The organism is Collinsella aerofaciens, assembly GCF_025289055.1.
GTDB lineage: Bacteria > Actinomycetota > Coriobacteriia > Coriobacteriales > Coriobacteriaceae > Collinsella.
Map to the genome: position 1 here is coordinate 1 of NZ_JAESIQ010000033.1, position 17,132 is coordinate 17,132.

Annotated in this window: 16 protein-coding genes; 2 read left to right on the forward strand and 14 right to left on the reverse strand. The window is 61.6% G+C overall.

Annotated elements, in window-relative coordinates; translation table 11 throughout:
• Positions 1 to 42: 42 nt before the first annotated feature.
• The 9 genes from JMJ97_RS09620 to JMJ97_RS09120 all read right to left on the reverse strand — a co-directional run bounded on the left by JMJ97_RS09620 (position 43) and on the right by JMJ97_RS09120 (position 9,640).
• Positions 43 to 483 carry a metal-dependent transcriptional regulator gene (locus JMJ97_RS09620; protein WP_338404624.1) on the reverse strand — a complete coding sequence of 147 codons (441 nt, stop codon included), beginning with the start codon at positions 481 to 483 and terminating at the stop codon, positions 43 to 45.
• Between the two features lie 207 nt (positions 484 to 690).
• Positions 691 to 1,461, reverse strand: a complete 771-nt coding sequence (locus tag JMJ97_RS09085) for a Cof-type HAD-IIB family hydrolase (RefSeq protein ID WP_260700039.1) — start codon at positions 1,459 to 1,461, stop codon at positions 691 to 693.
• A gap of 6 nt (positions 1,462 to 1,467) precedes the next feature.
• Positions 1,468 to 3,327 carry an ABC-F family ATP-binding cassette domain-containing protein gene (locus JMJ97_RS09090; protein ID WP_260700041.1) on the reverse strand — a complete coding sequence of 620 codons (1,860 nt, stop codon included), beginning with the start codon at positions 3,325 to 3,327 and terminating at the stop codon, positions 1,468 to 1,470.
• Positions 3,328 to 3,532: 205 nt separating this feature from the next.
• Entirely contained in the window at positions 3,533 to 4,405 is an 873-nt protein-coding gene (pstB, locus tag JMJ97_RS09095) for a phosphate ABC transporter ATP-binding protein PstB (protein WP_260700043.1), read from the reverse strand.
• A complete protein-coding gene (gene pstA, locus JMJ97_RS09100; protein ID WP_239057656.1) occupies positions 4,402 to 5,328 on the reverse strand; it encodes a phosphate ABC transporter permease PstA in 927 nt (308 codons plus the stop codon). The genes pstB and pstA overlap by 4 nt, the downstream gene beginning before the upstream one ends.
• Positions 5,321 to 6,229: a phosphate ABC transporter permease subunit PstC gene (pstC, locus tag JMJ97_RS09105; RefSeq protein ID WP_006235426.1), complete on the reverse strand. Its 909-nt coding sequence runs from the start codon at positions 6,227 to 6,229 to the stop codon at positions 5,321 to 5,323. Before pstC ends, pstA begins: the two co-directional genes overlap by 8 nt.
• Positions 6,230 to 6,253: 24 nt before the next feature.
• Positions 6,254 to 7,192 carry a phosphate ABC transporter substrate-binding protein gene (locus JMJ97_RS09110; protein WP_260700045.1) on the reverse strand — a complete coding sequence of 313 codons (939 nt, stop codon included), beginning with the start codon at positions 7,190 to 7,192 and terminating at the stop codon, positions 6,254 to 6,256.
• A gap of 293 nt (positions 7,193 to 7,485) precedes the next feature.
• The gene (locus JMJ97_RS09115) at positions 7,486 to 8,922 is read right to left on the reverse strand and encodes a M20 family metallopeptidase (RefSeq protein WP_260700047.1); all 1,437 of its coding nucleotides are present in this window, start codon (positions 8,920 to 8,922) and stop codon (positions 7,486 to 7,488) included.
• Positions 8,923 to 8,977: 55 nt separating this feature from the next.
• Entirely contained in the window at positions 8,978 to 9,640 is a 663-nt protein-coding gene (locus JMJ97_RS09120) for an HAD hydrolase-like protein (protein ID WP_260700048.1), read from the reverse strand.
• A gap of 156 nt (positions 9,641 to 9,796) precedes the next feature.
• Between JMJ97_RS09120 and JMJ97_RS09125 the strand changes: the two genes are divergently transcribed.
• Positions 9,797 to 10,657, forward strand: a complete 861-nt coding sequence (locus JMJ97_RS09125; protein ID WP_260700050.1) for a DegV family protein — start codon at positions 9,797 to 9,799, stop codon at positions 10,655 to 10,657.
• Between the two features lie 93 nt (positions 10,658 to 10,750).
• On the opposite strand, the gene JMJ97_RS09130 is transcribed toward JMJ97_RS09125, so the two are convergent.
• The 5 genes from JMJ97_RS09130 to JMJ97_RS09150 all read right to left on the reverse strand — a co-directional run bounded on the left by JMJ97_RS09130 (position 10,751) and on the right by JMJ97_RS09150 (position 14,778).
• Entirely contained in the window at positions 10,751 to 11,059 is a 309-nt protein-coding gene (locus JMJ97_RS09130) for a type II toxin-antitoxin system RelE/ParE family toxin (RefSeq protein WP_260700051.1), read from the reverse strand.
• A gap of 3 nt (positions 11,060 to 11,062) precedes the next feature.
• Positions 11,063 to 11,362, reverse strand: a complete 300-nt coding sequence (locus JMJ97_RS09135) for a type II toxin-antitoxin system RelB/DinJ family antitoxin (RefSeq protein WP_260700052.1) — start codon at positions 11,360 to 11,362, stop codon at positions 11,063 to 11,065.
• Between the two features lie 114 nt (positions 11,363 to 11,476).
• Positions 11,477 to 12,235 carry an LOG family protein gene (locus tag JMJ97_RS09140; protein ID WP_260700053.1) on the reverse strand — a complete coding sequence of 253 codons (759 nt, stop codon included), beginning with the start codon at positions 12,233 to 12,235 and terminating at the stop codon, positions 11,477 to 11,479.
• 233 nt (positions 12,236 to 12,468) lie between these two features.
• Positions 12,469 to 13,608, reverse strand: a complete 1,140-nt coding sequence (gene tgt, locus JMJ97_RS09145; RefSeq protein WP_260700054.1) for a tRNA guanosine(34) transglycosylase Tgt — start codon at positions 13,606 to 13,608, stop codon at positions 12,469 to 12,471.
• 369 nt (positions 13,609 to 13,977) lie between these two features.
• A complete protein-coding gene (locus JMJ97_RS09150; RefSeq protein ID WP_006235414.1) occupies positions 13,978 to 14,778 on the reverse strand; it encodes an SDR family NAD(P)-dependent oxidoreductase in 801 nt (266 codons plus the stop codon).
• 294 nt (positions 14,779 to 15,072) lie between these two features.
• On the opposite strand from JMJ97_RS09150, the gene JMJ97_RS09155 reads away from it, so the two are divergent.
• Positions 15,073 to 16,836, forward strand: a complete 1,764-nt coding sequence (locus tag JMJ97_RS09155) for a coiled-coil domain-containing protein (protein ID WP_260700056.1) — start codon at positions 15,073 to 15,075, stop codon at positions 16,834 to 16,836.
• The last annotated feature ends 296 nt before the right edge of the window (positions 16,837 to 17,132 follow it).

Here is a 17,132-nt window from a genome sequence, read left to right on the forward strand (position 1 = left end):
CACGAGCGGGGGCTCCTGTCGTTTCCGTGCCTTCGGATTGGGTCATAGTGTCTGGTTCGCGCTTTGCGCGAACTCCGCGCTACTGGGGTTCGTTAGGATTCCGCCGCTTGGCCCGTCGCCTCGCCCCGATTCAGCATCGCCCTCAGTTTCTCGAAGCTTTCCTCGCTCAGGCAGTGCTCCATGTGGCAGCCCTCTTGCGAGGCAACCTTGGGCGCTACGCCTGCGTCCTCTAGCAGCCCTACAAAAAAAGCAATGGCGCTCCCACATTTGACGGGCAACCTCAAGACCGCGTTCCGTCAGATGAACGTCGCGCTTGCCCATTTCGACATAGCCGCTGTCCTCCAGCGTCGCCATGGCTTTAGAGACGCTCGCCTTGGTTACGCCGAGGTACTCCGCAACGTCGATCGAGCGCACGATGCCCTGACGTTCCGACAGAACGTAGATCGATTCGAGATAGTCTTCTCCGGATTCACGTAGGGCCATGGGCCGCCTTTCGCGATGATTGCTAGTTAGCCTTTGGATACTTTTCACAGCTTACTTTACCGCAAAAGTTGCCCATGTCTTACTACTTTGCCTAAAAGTTAGCCGTGTTTCACAAAACGTGCGGGACGAAAACAAAATGGGGACGCCCCGCAAGGAGTGTCCCCAGGTGCCGGCAGATAAGGAACGTCCCCAAGTGCCGAGCCGCAGCTATAACAGTCCAAAGTACTTCGCGGCGTTGTAGATGCCGTCGTCGTCCACGGCAGTCGTCACATAGGTCGCCGCGGCCTTCACGGTATCCTGCGCGTTGCCCATGGCCACACTTGTGCCCACGGCCGAGAACATCGACAGGTCGTTCTCGCCGTCGCCAAAGGCAATCGCTTCACTCGCGTCGATGCCCAGGCGCTCCAGCGTCGCCGCCACGCCCAGGTCCTTGCCGCCGTTAGCGGGAATAATGTCGCAGAACAGGTCGCACCAGCGCGTGGTGAGCGAATGCGACACGGCGTCGGTCACGATATGCTCGTCGGCCGGATCCACAAAGGCGCAGAACTGGTAGACCGGCGCATCGAAGGCATGGTCAAACGGCTCCTCGTGGTAGACGATTCCCGCATTGCTGCCGGCAGTCACCACGCGCTCGGACAGGCGGTTCACAAACGAGTTCTCGCCCTGCATGCACAGCGAGTCATAGCGCCCCTGCGCCACCTGGTCCACAATCACCGCGACGTCGTCCGGGTCAATCGGGCAGCTGCGGTAGACGCCCTCGGCATCAAAGCAGTGCTGGCCCGAAAGCGTAATGTACGCATCCCAACCCAAGTTGAACAGCCAATCGGGCATCTGGTAGGTCGGACGACCCGTAGCAATCACGCATGCAATCCCCTGCTCGTGAAAACTGTCGAGCACCTGCTGCGCCGACGCCGGAATCCGGTGGGTCTTAAAGCTCAGCAGCGTGCCGTCGATATCGAAAAACGCGGCTTTGATCATCCTCGTCTACTCCTCGCCCTCGAGCTTTTCGCTCGCCTCAAGCCACGCCATCTCCAGCTCGTCCATGGCGGCGTGGGCCTCGTCGATCTTTGCCTGCTGTTCGCCCAGCGCCGTGTAGTTGGTGGGATCGACCTGGGCCATGGCGGCCTCGGCCTCCTCCACGCGGGCGCGCTGCGTCTCCATCTTGCGCTCGAGCGAGCTCACCTCGCGGCGGAGCTTCTGGCGCTCGGCATTGGAAAGACCGTTGGGCTGCCCGCTCGTCTTGGGCTTCTCGGCCGCAACCGCTGCGGCGCCGGTGTCGAACGTGCCGGTCTTGGCGCTCGGCGCGCCCACGGGCTCGCCCTCGGCCGTGGCGTTGCACAGGCGCAGGTACTGGTCGACGCCGCCGGGCATATGCGTCAGATGGCCATCGAGCAGTGCCCACTGCTGGTCGGTCACGCGCTCCATCAAGAAGCGGTCGTGTGTCACCAGGATCAACGTGCCGGGCCAGCCGTCGAGCAGGTCCTCGACAATCGCGAGCATGTCGGTATCCAGGTCGTTGCCGGGCTCGTCCAGGATGAGCACGTTGGGCTCGTCCAGGATCGTCAGCAGCAGCGACAGGCGACGGCGCTGGCCGCCCGAAAGATCGCCGATGCGGCTCCAGAGCTGCTGCGTCGTAAATCCCAGGCGCTCGCAGAGCTTCTCGGGCGAAGTCTCCTTGCCGTCGATGACGTAGTACTTCTTATAGTTGCTGAGCACCTCGCGGATCGTGTCGCCCATGTAGGGCTCGAGCTCCTCGAGCTGCTGCGACAGCACGCCAAAGCGTACCGTCTGGCCAATCTTCACGCGGCCGCGCGTGGGCGCAATTTTGCCCTGGATCACATCAAGCAGCGTCGACTTGCCAGCGCCATTCTCGCCCAAAAGACCATAGCGGTCGCCCGCACCAATGAGCCAGGTCACGTCGGAGAGTACCCGCTTGGGCGCGCCATCGACATCCGCATAGCCGGCGTCCACGTCGACCACATCGATAACCTGCTTGCCTAGGCGGCTCACGGCGAGGCGCTTGAGCTCCAGCTCGTCACGCACGGGCGGCACGTCGGCGATCAGCTCGCGAGCGGCATCAACGCGAAACTTGGGCTTAGTGGAACGCGCCTGGGCGCCGCGGCTCAGCCACGCGAGCTCCTTGCGCGCCATGTTGCGACGGCGCTCCTCGGTAACCGCGGCCATGCGGTCGCGCTCCACGCGCTGAAGGATATATGCGGAGTAGCCGCCCTCGAAGGGATCGACCTGGCCGTCGTGGACCTCCCACATACTGGTGCAGACCTCGTCCAAGAACCAGCGGTCGTGCGTGACCACGAGCATCGCGCCCTGGCCGCGCTGCCAGCGGGCCTTTAAGTGACGCGCGAGCCAGTTGATGGTGCGCATGTCCAGGTGATTGGTGGGCTCGTCGAGCATGAGCACGTCATAGTCGCCGATCAGCAGGCGCGCGAGGTCCACGCGACGGCGCTGGCCGCCCGAAAGCTCGCCCACCGTGCCCTCCCAAGGCACATCGCTAATAAGGCCAGCCAGAATCTGGCGCGTACGCGGACTCGACGCCCACTCATACTCGGGCGTGTCGCCCACGACGGCATGATGCACGGTGTCGGTATCGACCAGGTTGTCCTTTTGGCCGAGCAGACCGATCGTCGTGCCGCGACGGTGCGTCACGCGCCCGTCGTCGGGCTCCAACGTGCCGGCGAGCACGCTCAGCAGCGTCGACTTACCGTCGCCGTTTTTACCGACAATACCAATACGGTCGCCCTCGCCCACGCCGAGCGTAACGCTATCGAAAATATGCTTGGTGGGAAACTCTAGGCTGACGGAATCGCATCCCAAAAGAATCGCCATATGCCCTGCTCCTTCGTAGAAATTCAACGTTGTCAATGATAGCAGCGAGCCCCACCCCAAACCACCACGAAGGCGCCTGTCCCCTTTGTGGCGGTCGTTTCGGTCGCAGAGCAAAAAGGCGGGCCATCTCCCGCAAGAGATGACCCGCCTCTCCAATCAGTCCCGTGGCGACCGTGGCCACCGCGGGCCTCAAGCATGTCCCGGACTAGGAGAACATGCCGGTGAGGTAATCGTTCAGCCGCTGATCCTTGGGCCGTTGGAAAATCTCGTCAGTCTCGTCGTACTCGACCATATCGCCCATGTAGAAGAACGCCGTGCGGTTGGACACACGCGACGCCTGTTCCATGTTGTGCGTCACGATGACGATGGCGCGGTCGGCAACGATCGACGACATCAGGTCCTCGATCGCCAGCGTCGAGATGGGGTCGAGCGCCGAGCAGGGCTCGTCAAACAGGATCACGTCGGGATTGAGCGCCAGCGTGCGCGCGATGCACAGACGCTGCTGCTGGCCGCCCGAAAGCGCGTAGGCACTCTTGTCGAGCTTGTCCTTGACCTCGTCCCACAGTGCCGCGCCGCGCAGACTCTCCTCGACCATACGATCAAGCTCGTCGCGGTCGGTGATGCCGTGACGCCTAGGCGCAAATGTAATGTTGTCGCGAATGGACTTGCGGAACGGGTTGGGCTGCTGGAACACCATGCCAATGGAGCGGCGCAGCTCGTAGGTGTTCTCGGTCTTGGTATTCACGTTGCGCCCGCGGTAGTTGATCTCGCCCTCCACGCGGCAGCCGCGAATCTCGCGATTCATAAGGTTGAGGCTACGCAAGAAGGTCGACTTACCGCAGCCCGAAGGCCCGATGAGCGCCGTGATCTCGCCCTTGTGAAAGTCGAGCGACGTATTGTGCAGGGCATGGTGGTCGCCATAGTACACGTTGACGTCCTTGGTGGAGAGCACGACCTCGTCGCTCACGGCCCTGCCGCTCACGCGAACGCGCTTCTCGCTCTCCCCCACACTCGACAGAAAGTCCTGGGTCTCGGACGTGGCCGCCTCGGTTGCGGGCGTTGCATTCATCTCGCTCATTCGGCCGTCATCTTCCTTGCCAGTTGCTTGCCCACGATGCGGGCGATTACGTTAAACAGCAGCACGCAGATCATCAGCAGTGCGGCGGTGCCCCAGACGATCTGCTGGGCCTCGGGGCTGCCCTCGCCATAGATCTTGTAGATGTGCACGGCGAGCGACTCACCGGGGCGGAACACGTTCCAGGCGCAGGTGGGGCTCGACAGGTTAAAGCTCAAGAAGTTCAGGCGAACCGGCGAGCTCATACCCGAGGTAAAGAGCAGCGCCGCGGCCTCGCCAAAGACGCGGCCGGCCGAAAGCACGATGCCGGTCACGATGGCGGGCATGGCCTCGGGAATCAGGATGTGCAGCGTGGCCTCCCAGCGGGTAAGGCCCATGGCCAGGCATGCATCGCGCTGGGCCTGTGGCACGTCCTCGAGCGCCTGCTGAATCACGCGCACCAGGATGGGGATATTGAACATGGTGAGAGCGACGGCGCCGGAGATGATGGAGTACTTCCAGCCCAGCTGCACCGAGAACACCAGGAAACCGAACATGCCGACAACGATGGAGGGCAGCGAGGACAGCGTCTCGATGGCGGTGGAGGCGATGTCGCGGATGGGCCCATTCGGCGCGTACTCAACCAGGAAGACCGCTCCGCCTAGGCTGATGGGCACCGAGATGATCAGAGTGATCAGCAGCAGGTAGAACGAGTCGAACAGCTGGTAGAGCACGCCGCCCTGCGTTCCGTTGGCGCGCGACGGCTCTGTGAGAAAGCCCGGCTGGAACAGCGTCGAGATGCCCTCGAACAGGATATAGGCCACCATGGAGATGACGATAAGCATGACGATGGCGACGATCGCCGTCAGCACGCCCGTGGCGATGCGATCCTGTTTTTGGACACGCCCGAGCCTCGCCTCGTCGATGTGGATGCGCGTGCTAGCCACGAGCCTTCGCCCCCTTGCGGCCAATGAGATGGATGATCAGGATGAAGATGAGGCTCATGCCCATCAGCAGCAGGCCGAGTGCCCACAGAACATCGTCCTGGGCCGAGCCCTCGGCATAGACTGCCATGGACGTGGTGAGCGTGGTGGTGATGGTCGAAGCCGGCGACAGCAGCGACGTCGGCATGGCCTCGATGCCGCCGATGACCATGCGCACGGCGAGCGTCTCGCCAAAGGCGCGGGTCATGCCCAAGATAACCGCGGTCATGAGCGACGGCATGGCGGACTTGAGCACCACGTGCCAGATGGTCTGCCAGCGGGTGTAGCCCAGCGCGAGCGAGCCCTGGCGGTAGCCGTCGGGCACGGCGCGCAGGCCATCGACCGAAAGCGTGGTCATCGTCGGCAGAATCATGACCGCCAGCACGATGGCGCCGGGCAAGATGCCCAGGCCCGTGCTCACATGGAAAACGCTCTTCATAAGACCGACGACCACGTGAAAACCGATCAGGCCAAAGACGACCGAGGGGATGCCGGTCAAAAGCTCAATGAGCGGCTGAAAGATCTTAGAGCCAAACTTAGGGCTAATCTCGACCGCAAAGATGGCAGAGCCGATGGCGATGGGCAGCGCGATAAGCGTGGAGAGCACCATGACCGCAAACGAGGTGACGATCAGGGGCAGGGCGCCGGTATAGGGCAGGCCGTTTTCGGCTGTGTTGGCCAGGTCCCACTTGGTGCCGGTGAAAAACTCGACGACCGAGACGCCGTCCTTGACAAAAGCCGAGAGGCCCTTTTGGGCGACCATAAAGATGAGCGCGGCAACGACAAGCGTCACGAGCGCTACGCACGCGCCCGTGACGCCCAGGCCCACGTTCTCAAGGTCGCGCTTTGGCAGCTGTTTTGCCATTGCAAACCTTTCCGGGGCGATTACTTATTTAGCAGAGACCTTGCCGCTGGCGTCCTTGACGACCTTCATGGCAGAGACGGGGATGAAGCCCTGCTCCTCGACGAGCTTGCCCTGGACGTCGTCGGAAAGCATGAACTCCAGGAAGGCCTTGGTGGCCTCGTCGGCGTCCTTGGAGCAGTACATGTGCTCGGTAGCCCAGATCTTGAAGGAGTCATCAGTGACATTCTTGCTCTTGGGCTCGACGCCCTCGACCTTGATGGCGTTGAACTTGGAGTCATCGAAGTGCGAGAAGTCGAGGTAGGAGATGGCGTTATCGGTGCTGCCCATCTGAGTCTGGACGTCGCCGGACTTGTCGAGCTCGGCGTCGCCCTTAAAGTCGACGGCCTCGTCGCCAAAGACGGCGGCCTCGAAGGTGGCGCGGGTGCCGGAGCCGGCCTTGCGGTTGAGGACGACGATGGTGGCGTCGTCGCCGCCGACCTCCTTCCAGTTGGTGATCTGGCCAGAGAAGATGCCCTTGAGCTGCTCGAGGGACAGGTCGTCGACCGTCACGTTCTTGGAGACGACGGGACCCATGCCCACGACGGCAACCTCGTGGTCGACGAGGTTCTTGACCTGGTCGGCCTCGAGCTTGGTCTCGGCGAAGACGTCGGAGTTGCCGATGGTGACGGTGCCGGCGGCAACAGCGGTCAGGCCCTTGCCCGAACCGTTACCCGAGCCGGAGACGGAGACGTCCGGGTTGGCATCCATGAACTTCTCGGCAGCGGCCTCGACGAGAGCCTGGAACGAGGAGGCGCCGTCGTAGGTCACCTCGCCGGAGACGGACTCGGCAGCAGCGGCGCTACCCTTGTCGGCGGCGTCGGATGCGCCGGAGCCGCCGCAACCAACGAGACCGAGACCGACGATGCTGGCAAGACCACCAGCGAGGCCGAGGAACTGACGACGAGAATAAGCCTGATCGAGCATGATCTTCCTTTCATACATGCGACTCGCGGGCACCCCGCCCGCTTTGCTGTTTGGAAAGATACGACCTCGATCGGGCAGCGCCCGCGCCAACTGCGGTTTCTTACGGGCATCTGATAGACCCTTACCGCAAGCTCTGTCCAGCCTTTACAAACGGATAACAATCCAGCGCCGAACATGGCCAGCCTTTTACACCAATAAAAACAAAGTTGCGGTGAAATAGTGCCTGCTTGGCCATCAAATGGCCCATTCTAGGAACTATTCCACCGCAACTTAGATTGGGAAACCGCGAAACCTTAAAGCTCTAATTCATTCAAGCGCAGGATTGCCACGATGTAAATCTTGAGCGCTTGCTTGAGCTGTTCCTCATTGGCGCACTCGTTGGGGCCGTGCATCTGGCCGCCCCACGCGGGCAGCTCCAGACCGGTCTCCTCAGGACCAAACGACACGGCGCGCGCGAAGTTGCGCGCGTAGGTGCCACCGCCCATGGCAAAGGGCTCGGCGTGCTTGCCCGTAAACTCGTTATAGGTATCGATAAGCGCCTTCACGGCAGGATCGTCGGCAGAGACCGAGAACGGCACCTTTGCATGACCCACGCGACACGTCACGTCAAAGCGCCCCACGAGCGGCTCGAGCTGCTCGCGGATGGTATCGGCGCTCGTGCTATCGGGGAAGCGCACGTCGATGACCTGCTCAATGTGACCATCCACCACACGGATGACGCCGGGGTTGCAGGTGAGCGGGCCAAACGCCGGGCTCGTCGCATCGATGCCCAGGCCGCGGCCATAGGCGTCCGCATGCACAAAGGCCAAAAACTTGACAAACTCGTGCTCGGCAGGCGTCAGCAAGCGCTCGTCACGGGCACCAAACGCGTCCTCGGCCTCGCGCAGATACGCCACGACCAGGCCGACGGCATTGATCGTTCCCTCGGGCATCGAGGCATGACCGCCAATGCCGTGGGCGAAAATCTGCGCATGGCCGTTATCGAGCGCTGTGATCTCCAAACGATCGGCGTTCTCGACCGGCGCCGGCAGCTCATCGGCGGCAATCGCGAGCTCGCAAATAGACTGCGATGGAATGGCGTTGCTCGCCTCGGCACCGCTCCAGGACACAATGCGCCCTCCATCGATCTTAGAGCTCACAAACGTCGCCCCAAACTGGCCCTTCTCGGCATTGCAGACCGGGAACTCGGCATCGGGCGTAAACAAAAAGTCGAGGTCTGCGTGGTTCTCCAGATAATGGTGAACGTCGGACATGCCCACTTCCTCATCGCAGCCCAGCAGCGCGCGGAAGGTATAGCGCGGCACAATGCCGTGCTTGAGCAGGTACGCGCCGGCATAAAGCGACAACACCGCCGGGCCCTTGTCGTCAATCACGCCGCGACCGAGCAACCAGCCCTCGCGACGCCCCATCGCGAACGGATCGGTGTTCCAGCCAGGGCCGGCGGGAACCACGTCCACGTGGCAGATAGTCGCGAGCTGCTTGTCGCCGCGGCCCGGGATATCGGCGATTCCCACATAGCCCTCGTCGTCGCTCGTCTGATAGCCGAGCTTCTGCGCGATGCCGAGCGCGCAATCGAGCGCGTCACGGACCGGGCGGCCAAACGGCGCGCCGGGCTCCGCATCGGCAGAAACTGCCACGGAAGGATAACTCACCAGCTGCTCGATATCAGCGACGACATCCTCCCAGACCTCGTCGACATACTCAGCGACGCTCTGCTCCACCTGATTCATGGACGACCTCCTTACCAATGAGCGACGGGTACGCCCGCCCCTCACATTATGTCTATTAGATAGCGAAAAGTTTAGCAAGCTCGGCCACCGAGTGCACCACCGCATCGGCGCCCGCGGCCTCGTGCTCCCCCGGCGCTGCCGCGCCCGAATAGATGCCGATGCACGGCACGCCCATCGCGTGCGCGCCCTCCACATCGTTAAAGCGATCGCCGATCATCACGGCATCGCCCGCCGTCGCACCGAGCTCTGCCAGGGCGTCGCGAACCGAATCGGCCTTGGTCTCGCGCCCCTGCGGTGGATTCATGCCAACCACCGCCTCAAACTGCGAAAGCCCCAGCTCGCCCACCATGTCGATACACTTTGCCTCCATGCGTGACGTCGCCACGGCCAAGCGATGCCCCTGCGCGACAAGGCCATCGAGCAGCTCGGGGATTCCATCGAACACGGGATACTCTTCCGGTCCCAGCTCATCAAAAAAGGCACGATATTCGTCGGCCACCACCAGCGACTCCTCGCGGGAAAAGCCGTAAAAGTCGTGAAAGCTCTTCCACAGGGGCGGCCCGATCATGCGGCGCAGGTCACCCATCTGCGCCTCCGAAAACCCGCGCGCAGCCAGCGTCTTGCGCGTCGAGGTCATTACCGCCCGGCCCGTATCCGCCACCGTGCCATCGAAATCAAACAACACGACCGGCCGCCTGCGTATCTCCAGTGCCTCCATCGGCATTCCTCTTCCCCAGTTGACGATTTCCACACCGACACTTCAAACTGTTGACTATTCAACAATTGAACCTAGTAATGTGGAACGACTCTACTATACTTGTCGCACTTTGCTCTCAGAAGGCGGCGCGCAAGCGCCCCAACGAAAGGTGCAATTATGTCTTTTGCCATCATAACCGACTCCACGTCGGACATCTCCCCCGCCCGTGCCCAAGAGCTCGGCATTTACGTGATTCCGCTGCATGTGATTATCGAGGGTGAGGACCTGCTCGACCAGGTACAGATTACCGCCGAGGAATACGTCGCCCGCATGGCTGGCTCCGAGCAGTTGCCGCACACCTCGCAGCCGAGCGCCGGCGAGTTCAAGGCGCTCTTTGACCGCGTGCTCGCCGACGGCCACGATAGCGCGATCTTTATCTCACTATGCAGCGAGTGGTCTGCCTGCTATTCCAACGCATGCTTGACGGCCGCGACCCACGAGCTCGACGTGCGCTGCATCGATTCGCGCACCGGCTCGGGCGCCGAGGGCTTGCTGGTGGAGTACGCGGCCGCCATGCGCGAGGACGGTCGCAGCTTGGACGAGACCGAGGTGCAGATCCGCGCGACGCTGCCCGACGCACACCTGCTGCTGATTCCCCGCACGCTCGAGAACCTCGTTAAGAACGGCCGCGCACCTAAACTCGCTGGCCATCTCACCCAAATGCTCAACATTCGCCTGGCCGTTTCGCCGGAGTGGAAATCGGGCGAGATCAAGGCCATCAAGAAGGGCCGCGGAGCAAAGCGCATCGTTGCCAACACCATGGCCGATTGCCTCGAGTTTTTGACCGAGCATCCGGGCTCCAGTGTGCGCGTGCTCACGACAGGCGCCACCGAGGAGCAGGAGCTCGTCAACCAAGCGCTCGCAGGCCAGAACTACGTAGACGCCGGCACCGGCCCCATCGGCTGCACCATCGCGACCCACGTAGGCGTCGACGCCATCGCCATCAGCTACTGCCCCCGCTACCAGTCCATCCACTAGGGGCACCTTTACCACTTGCGGTGAAATAGGGACTTATTTTGGCTTATCAGCCGCAAATCAATCCCTATTCCACCGCAACTTGGAAATCGGCGATCAGCCCAGCGGACCCTGGAACAGTTCTTGATGCGAACCCATTCTGACCAGTCGAATCACCGGATTAGTTTTATGCGGCAGGTAGAGAACGACCACGTCGATCAGGCCGTCGGATAGATGGAAGTCGATGTGCCCGTTGTAGTTGCCGCCCGGGTTGGAGAGCTCGTGGGCACCGTACTCCGCCGGAAGCGAACCATGTGCCGCAAGCTCGGCAACTGCCGCCTTAAACTCGGTTTTTAGCTGCGGATGACTCTGCATCGTTCGCTTGTAGTCGGCCTTAAACTGAGCCTCGACCTTAATCTCAAACATCGCTTAGCCCTCATCGAGGAATGACATAAGCTCATCGGCGTTGTTGAATGACGGGCTATCGTCCGGCAGGATTCCCAACTCATGAGCTTCGGCGATTACCATGGCACGCCTCGTCGCCTCGTTGGGCACTTCCGCCCTTCCTACAATCTCAAAAGGAATCTTTCGCTGATTTACCAGCTGCCGAACGGCAAGATTGAGATAGGAATTGAGGCTGAGGCCGACCGAATCCAAGAACTCAGTCGCCTGCTCCTTGAGCCCCTCTTCGATGCGAACCGTCGTAGGCTTAACCGTTGCAGTAGACATACGCAACCTCCTCGCTCTCGTCTTTTGCATCAGTATACCCAGTTTAGATGGCAGGCTGATGTTAAATGACATTAATCTGCCGTTCTCATTACTACAACAACAGGCACGCTCGCCCTACATCAACCCGCTCAGGGCAATGTCGACGGCTTCGTTGAGGTCGTCGGTGATGTGTACGAGCTCGGGATCGAGCGGGCTGATCATACCGGCATCCATCACCGGGCCGTTAAGCCAGTCGAATAAGCCCTGCCAGTACTCGCTGCCTACCAGCACGAGCGGCATGCGCTTGACCTTGTGCGTTTGCACTAGCGTGAGCACCTCGAACATCTCGTCGAGCGTGCCAAAACCTCCGGGAAACACGATGGCGCCCGAACTGTATTTGACGAACATGGTCTTGCGCACAAAGAAGTAGCGGAAGTCCATACCGAGGTTCACGTATTTGTTGAGCCCGTGCTCGTGCGGCAATTCGATGCCCAGGCCAACTGACTTGCCGTTGACGCTCGCCGCTCCCCTGTTGGCCGCTTCCATGATACCGGGGCCGCCACCAGTGATGACCGCCACGCCGCGCTGGGCAATCTTACGCCCGACGGTGCGCGCCGCCTTGTAGAGCGGATCGGTCTTGGGCGTGCGGGCGCTACCGAAGATGGTCACCGCAGGTCCGAGCTCGGCAAGCGCGCCAAAGCCGTCGACAAACTCGGCCTGGATGCGCAGCACGCGCCACGGATCAGCATGCAGCCAGTCGGTCGACTCCTCGGGCGCCAGCAGGTTGGCGTAGGTGTTGTCCTTGGGAATCATAGGGCCGCGCATGACCACGGGACCGCGGCGGTACGTCTCGTCGTATGCCGGCTCGCCCTCGACGCTCTCATTCTTAATCATGGGATACTCCTATCGAAAATAGAAACGGGCGGGGTCGACGCCATGCGCCAAACACCCGCCCGAACATCAACTATTCGGTATGGTACCCACGATGCATCAAGCGCTTGCAAGCTATCGGTCAGCGGTCGGGCAACCGATGCCGGCGCATGCGATGCCCGGCGCCGGTTGCGCGCGGTCGATTGGCACACGATCTCGACACCGCGCGAACGCCCCCACAAGCGCCCGCGCCGCTCTTAGTAATCCACCGCCGCAGGGCTGTTCATCCAGTCGCTCACAAACGCGCCGTAGCGACCCTCGATAATGGCCTGGCGGGCACGCTGCATAAGGTTGAGCAGGTAGTAGATGTTGTGCATCGACAGCAGAATACCGCCGAGCATCTCCTTCTGCGTGACCATGTGACGGATGAGCGCACGGCTGTAGCCGCCCGTGCACACCGGGCAGGTGCAGGTGGGGTCGATAGGGCCGTCGTCGTGCGCAAAGCGCGCGTTACGGAAGTTAAGGCGACCCTCGCTGGAGAACGCCGTACCCATGCGGCCGGTGCGCGTCGGCAGCACGCAGTCGAACATGTCGATACCCACGCCCACGCCGCGCACGAGCGTGGTAGGGTTGCCGACGCCCATGAGGTAGCGCGGCTTGTGCTTAGGCATGTACTCGGAAACCAGCGGCGCCAGCGTCTCGAACATGGTCTCGTGGTCCTCGCCCACCGAGTAGCCGCCGATGCCGTAGCCGGGGAAGTCGCCGCACTCCTCCAGGTGGCGCAGCGATCGCAGGCGCAGGTCCAGATGCATGCCGCCCTGGACGATGCCAAAGAGTGCCTGGTCATCACGGGTGTGGGCCTTATAGCAGCGCTCGGCCCACATACTCGACAGCTCCACCGCGCGCTCAACGTAGGCGCGCGTGGCGGGATAGCCCGGGCACTGGTCCAGCTGCATGCAGATATCGGAGCCGAGCTTCATGGCGATTTCCATGTTGTCCTCGGGCGTCCAGAACACGTGGCGGCCGTCGTAGTCGTTGACGATAAAGCGCACGCCCTCGTCGGTGAGCTTAACGGCGTCGTTATGGCTAAAGACCTGGAAACCGCCCGAATCGGTGAGGATGGGGCCGTGCCAGTTCATAAATTTGTGCAGTCCGCCCAGCTTGGCGATGGTGTCCTCGCCGGGGCGCATGGACAGGTGGTAGGTGTTGGCGAGCACGATCTGCGCACCGAGCTGCTTAACGGTCTCGGTGGGGATGCCCTTGACGTTTGCCTTGGTGCCCACGGGCATAAAGATCGGCGTCTCGATGTCGCCGTGCGGGGTGTGCAGCACGCCGGCGCGCGCGTGCGTCGTCGGATCCTCGGCGATCAGGTCGAATTTAAAAAGGCTCTGGTCCATAAACTGGAACTCCTTGGTTGCGGTTCATACGCAAACCATTATACGGGCAACCCGCAAGAAGCACCGACTCGACAGAAACTAGTGCAAAGGAAACCTGCCCCCTTGCACCAATGCACCAATGCACCAATGCACCAATGCACCAGGATAAAAATGATCCGTTTTCCTCCGTCCCCAACGGATCATTTCCGACAGCCACAGCAACGCCGATGTTATGGCACCGACAGCGAAAACCCGCCAGAGCGAGCAAGGTGACGTGAAACGAAAGGGCGCTGACCTTCTGGTCGCGCCCTTGAAGTTGAACGTCAGATTGCCGCTCTGGCGGGTTTGCAGCGTCAACTGGTTACGCGGTTTGGTAAAACCGCGTAACCCCTAAGGACGCTGGCCCATGCCACCCTCGAGGGTGACGGTCTCGCCGTTCATGTACTTAAAGTCGGGGCCGCAGAGCTGAACGACCACGCGGCCGATTTCCTTCTCGACGTCGCCGTAGTGACCAGCCGGCGGCATGTGGACGTTGGCCTTGAACGCCTCGGGATAGGCATCCTGGAAGTTCTCGAGCGCAGCGGTCCAAGCAAGCGGGCAAACGATATTGACGTTGATGCCGTCCTTGCCCCACTCGTTGGCGGCAACGCGGGTCAGGCCGCGGATGCCCTCCTTGGCGGCAGCATAGCTGCACTGGCCATAGTTGCCAAACAGGCCGGCGCCCGAGGCGAAGTTGACCACGGAGCCCTTGGTCTCCTTCAGGTGCGGATAGGCCTTCTGCATGTACAGATAGGTAGCATACAGACCGGAGTAAATGGCCAGGTTAAACTGATCCATGGTGTGATCGGCGATGGTCACGCCCGAGGCGCTGGCCTGAGCATTGTTGACGACGGCGTCGATGCGGCCGAACTCCTCAATGGCCTTGTCGATGACGTTCTGGACGACGGCCTCGTTGTCCTGACCGGCTGAAACATCGGCCTGAACAGGCAGAACCTTGACGCCGTACTCGGCCTCGAGGGATTCCTTGGCAGCCTCGAGCTTGGCGACGTTGCGGCCGGTGATGACGAGGTTCGCGCCCTCCTTGGCAAATGCGATATCGATGCCGTAGCCGATGGAGCCAGCGGAACCGTCCTTAAGCGTGGCCTTGCCGCCGCCGGTGACGATCACGGTCTTACCAGTGAAAAGTCCCATACAAAGTCCTTTCAAATCGCGACGGGCACGCCCGCCGACTGCGCGCATCCAACTTCACGCGCCAAAAGCTGAAATGCAACTTTAGCTTCTTCAAGTGAAAAATAAAGCCCATGGCAGGCGAACGGCACCACGTCGTTCGGCGAAGGGATTGTCAAGTACAAACTGAATAAAGCGATCGAGTTATTGCTATCAGATCGAGCCATCGAACACGTTTTGAAACTTTGCTGCGGCGCGCGGGATGTCGGCGCGAGACTTTATCATAGGGTGACAAACAACGATGAGGAGCACATGCCTATGACAGACGAGCTGGACCCCCAGACTCAACAGCATATTGATGATTCCGCAGACGTCACCGCAGATACTGACGCTGTGACCTGCGATGGTATCGACATCGACGACCCCATCTTGAACGAAAGCGCTACGGCGGAAACCCCCGAAACAGAAAACGCCGATGAGCAAAACGACGATGCGCCCGCTCAGGACGACGCCCCTGTACAGGACGACGCCCCGCAAGCAGCGGGCCCCATCGAGGTGTCTTCGGAAGAAGAGCTCGATGCCGTCATGGACTCCATGATGGATGCTGTCAAAGCGATGAAAGACGCCGTCGCCGATGCCGATATCGATGCCGAGGAAGAGGAGGCCGCCGAGGCGGCCTCGACCTTTGTGCCCGGCGAGACTCCGGTTGCCGACCAGGGCAGCACCATGCCCTCGTTTCTGCAGCTCGAGCACCCCACGATTGGCGCCGATGCGGTCGATCCGCACGCAGCAGGCTTTTCTGTGGTCGAGGGCGGTACCGGCAATATCGCCGCGCCGCAGGCTGCCGATGCGGACGCTGCCGACACCGCTCGCCCGACCGCCCCGCACTCCCCCGCCGCGAGCCGCGATCTGGGGACCGCTGTCTCGAACACTGCGAACGCCGTGGGCACCTTTATCGCCCAGGGCGCCTCGGCCATGCGCGAGATGAACGCCGCGAAAAAGGCACTTGCCGATGCCCGCGCCCACCTGGCCGAACTTGAGCAGCGCATTGCCGATCAGGCCGAGGAACTCGAGACGCGCCAGGATATCGCAGGCCGCTACGACCAGATCGTCGCCGACCAGCGCCAGGCGATCGCCACAGCGCAAAAGACCGCTGCGGCAGCCGAGATTGACCGTGATGCCCACGCCGCCAAAGCGACAGAGCTCAAGGGGCAGTTCGAACAAATGAAGACAGAGGATGACGCGACTGAGCTCCGCCTGAAGGCCGCGCTCGATGCCGTGGAGGCCCGCGAGGCGAGCTCGCGCGAGACCGGCAACCGCCTCGTTCGCCGTCTTGAGGATTCCAAGCGCATCCGCGACAAGGTGCAGGCCGAGCGAGACGCCGGCATTGCCGCCGCACAACAAACCGTCGACGCCACGCGCGCCCAGCTCGAGACGCTGCGTCATGAGTATGCCGAGCTGCAACGCAATCCCTCGGCAAATCCCGCCAACTATACGGTGCGCACCAGCGAGCTCTCGATGCAGATCTCCGACACGGCAGATGCCCTGCGAAAAGCCGAAGAAGATGTCCCGCGCATCACCGCCGACCTTGAGCACTCGCTTGCCGCAGCCGAGCAGGCCGTCGAACAGGCTCAAGCCCCCATTGCCGAAGCCAAACGCGCACACCAAGCCGTGACGACTGAGGCCGATGCCGCGCGAGACGAGCTGCAGACAGCGAAAACTGCCGCCACGACGCGCCAGCGCGAACTGCGCGAGAAGATCGCCGCCGAGGACAAGGCACGCCGCGACCAGGAGCAGACCATCGCCAACGCCCAAGCAGATACCGCACATGCGCAGTCGATCATCGAGCAGGCGACCGAAGTACACGACCACCCAGAGATCACTGAGTCGCTTGCAGGATCCTTGGCCCGAGACAAAGCCGAACACGCCGAGACCGAGCGAGAAGTTGCCCAGCTCGAGGCCACCGAGGACGCGGTGCGCGAGCGTACCCGCGACTCACGCATCAAATTCACCGGCGCCATCGTCTGCATCGTCGCCGCAATCCTGGTGATCATCCTGATCTGGCTGTTCGCGAGCAAGTAAACTAGCTGCCAAAAAAACGCTCAACGCAGTTGCGGTGAGATAGTTCCTGTTTAGCCCTCAAAAAGCCAATTCAAGAACTATCTCACCGCAACTTATTAGATTGATGCAAGGCAATCTATCCCTCTTGCACCAATCTCTTGACATAAGGAGTGTCCCCAGGTGCCGGCACAAAAGGAACGTCCCCAAGTGCCAAGCGCCCAATGACTACTCAACAACCACGGCAACACCGATGTAATGGCAGAGTCAGACACTATGACCCAATCCGAAGGCACGGAAACGACAGGAGCCCCCGCTCG

What these genes read in the sequence shown, in the direction of transcription:
- JMJ97_RS09150 (WP_006235414.1), bottom strand. Translation starts at nt 14,778, where the DNA reads ATGGGACTTTTCACTGGTAAGACCGTGATCGTCACCGGCGGCGGCAAG.
- JMJ97_RS09110 (WP_260700045.1), bottom strand. Translation starts at nt 7,192, where the DNA reads ATGCTCGATCAGGCTTATTCTCGTCGTCAGTTCCTCGGCCTCGCTGGT.
- JMJ97_RS09120 (WP_260700048.1), bottom strand. Translation starts at nt 9,640, where the DNA reads ATGGAGGCACTGGAGATACGCAGGCGGCCGGTCGTGTTGTTTGATTTC.
- pstC (WP_006235426.1), bottom strand. Translation starts at nt 6,229, where the DNA reads ATGGCAAAACAGCTGCCAAAGCGCGACCTTGAGAACGTGGGCCTGGGC.
- JMJ97_RS09125 (WP_260700050.1), top strand. Translation starts at nt 9,797, where the DNA reads ATGTCTTTTGCCATCATAACCGACTCCACGTCGGACATCTCCCCCGCC.
- JMJ97_RS09085 (WP_260700039.1), bottom strand. Translation starts at nt 1,461, where the DNA reads ATGATCAAAGCCGCGTTTTTCGATATCGACGGCACGCTGCTGAGCTTT.
- tgt (WP_260700054.1), bottom strand. Translation starts at nt 13,608, where the DNA reads ATGGACCAGAGCCTTTTTAAATTCGACCTGATCGCCGAGGATCCGACG.
- JMJ97_RS09140 (WP_260700053.1), bottom strand. Translation starts at nt 12,235, where the DNA reads ATGATTAAGAATGAGAGCGTCGAGGGCGAGCCGGCATACGACGAGACG.
- JMJ97_RS09620 (WP_338404624.1), bottom strand. Translation starts at nt 483, where the DNA reads ATGGCCCTACGTGAATCCGGAGAAGACTATCTCGAATCGATCTACGTT.
- JMJ97_RS09130 (WP_260700051.1), bottom strand. Translation starts at nt 11,059, where the DNA reads ATGTTTGAGATTAAGGTCGAGGCTCAGTTTAAGGCCGACTACAAGCGA.
- pstB (WP_260700043.1), bottom strand. Translation starts at nt 4,405, where the DNA reads ATGAGCGAGATGAATGCAACGCCCGCAACCGAGGCGGCCACGTCCGAG.
- JMJ97_RS09115 (WP_260700047.1), bottom strand. Translation starts at nt 8,922, where the DNA reads ATGAATCAGGTGGAGCAGAGCGTCGCTGAGTATGTCGACGAGGTCTGG.
- JMJ97_RS09135 (WP_260700052.1), bottom strand. Translation starts at nt 11,362, where the DNA reads ATGTCTACTGCAACGGTTAAGCCTACGACGGTTCGCATCGAAGAGGGG.
- JMJ97_RS09155 (WP_260700056.1), top strand. Translation starts at nt 15,073, where the DNA reads ATGACAGACGAGCTGGACCCCCAGACTCAACAGCATATTGATGATTCC.
- JMJ97_RS09090 (WP_260700041.1), bottom strand. Translation starts at nt 3,327, where the DNA reads ATGGCGATTCTTTTGGGATGCGATTCCGTCAGCCTAGAGTTTCCCACC.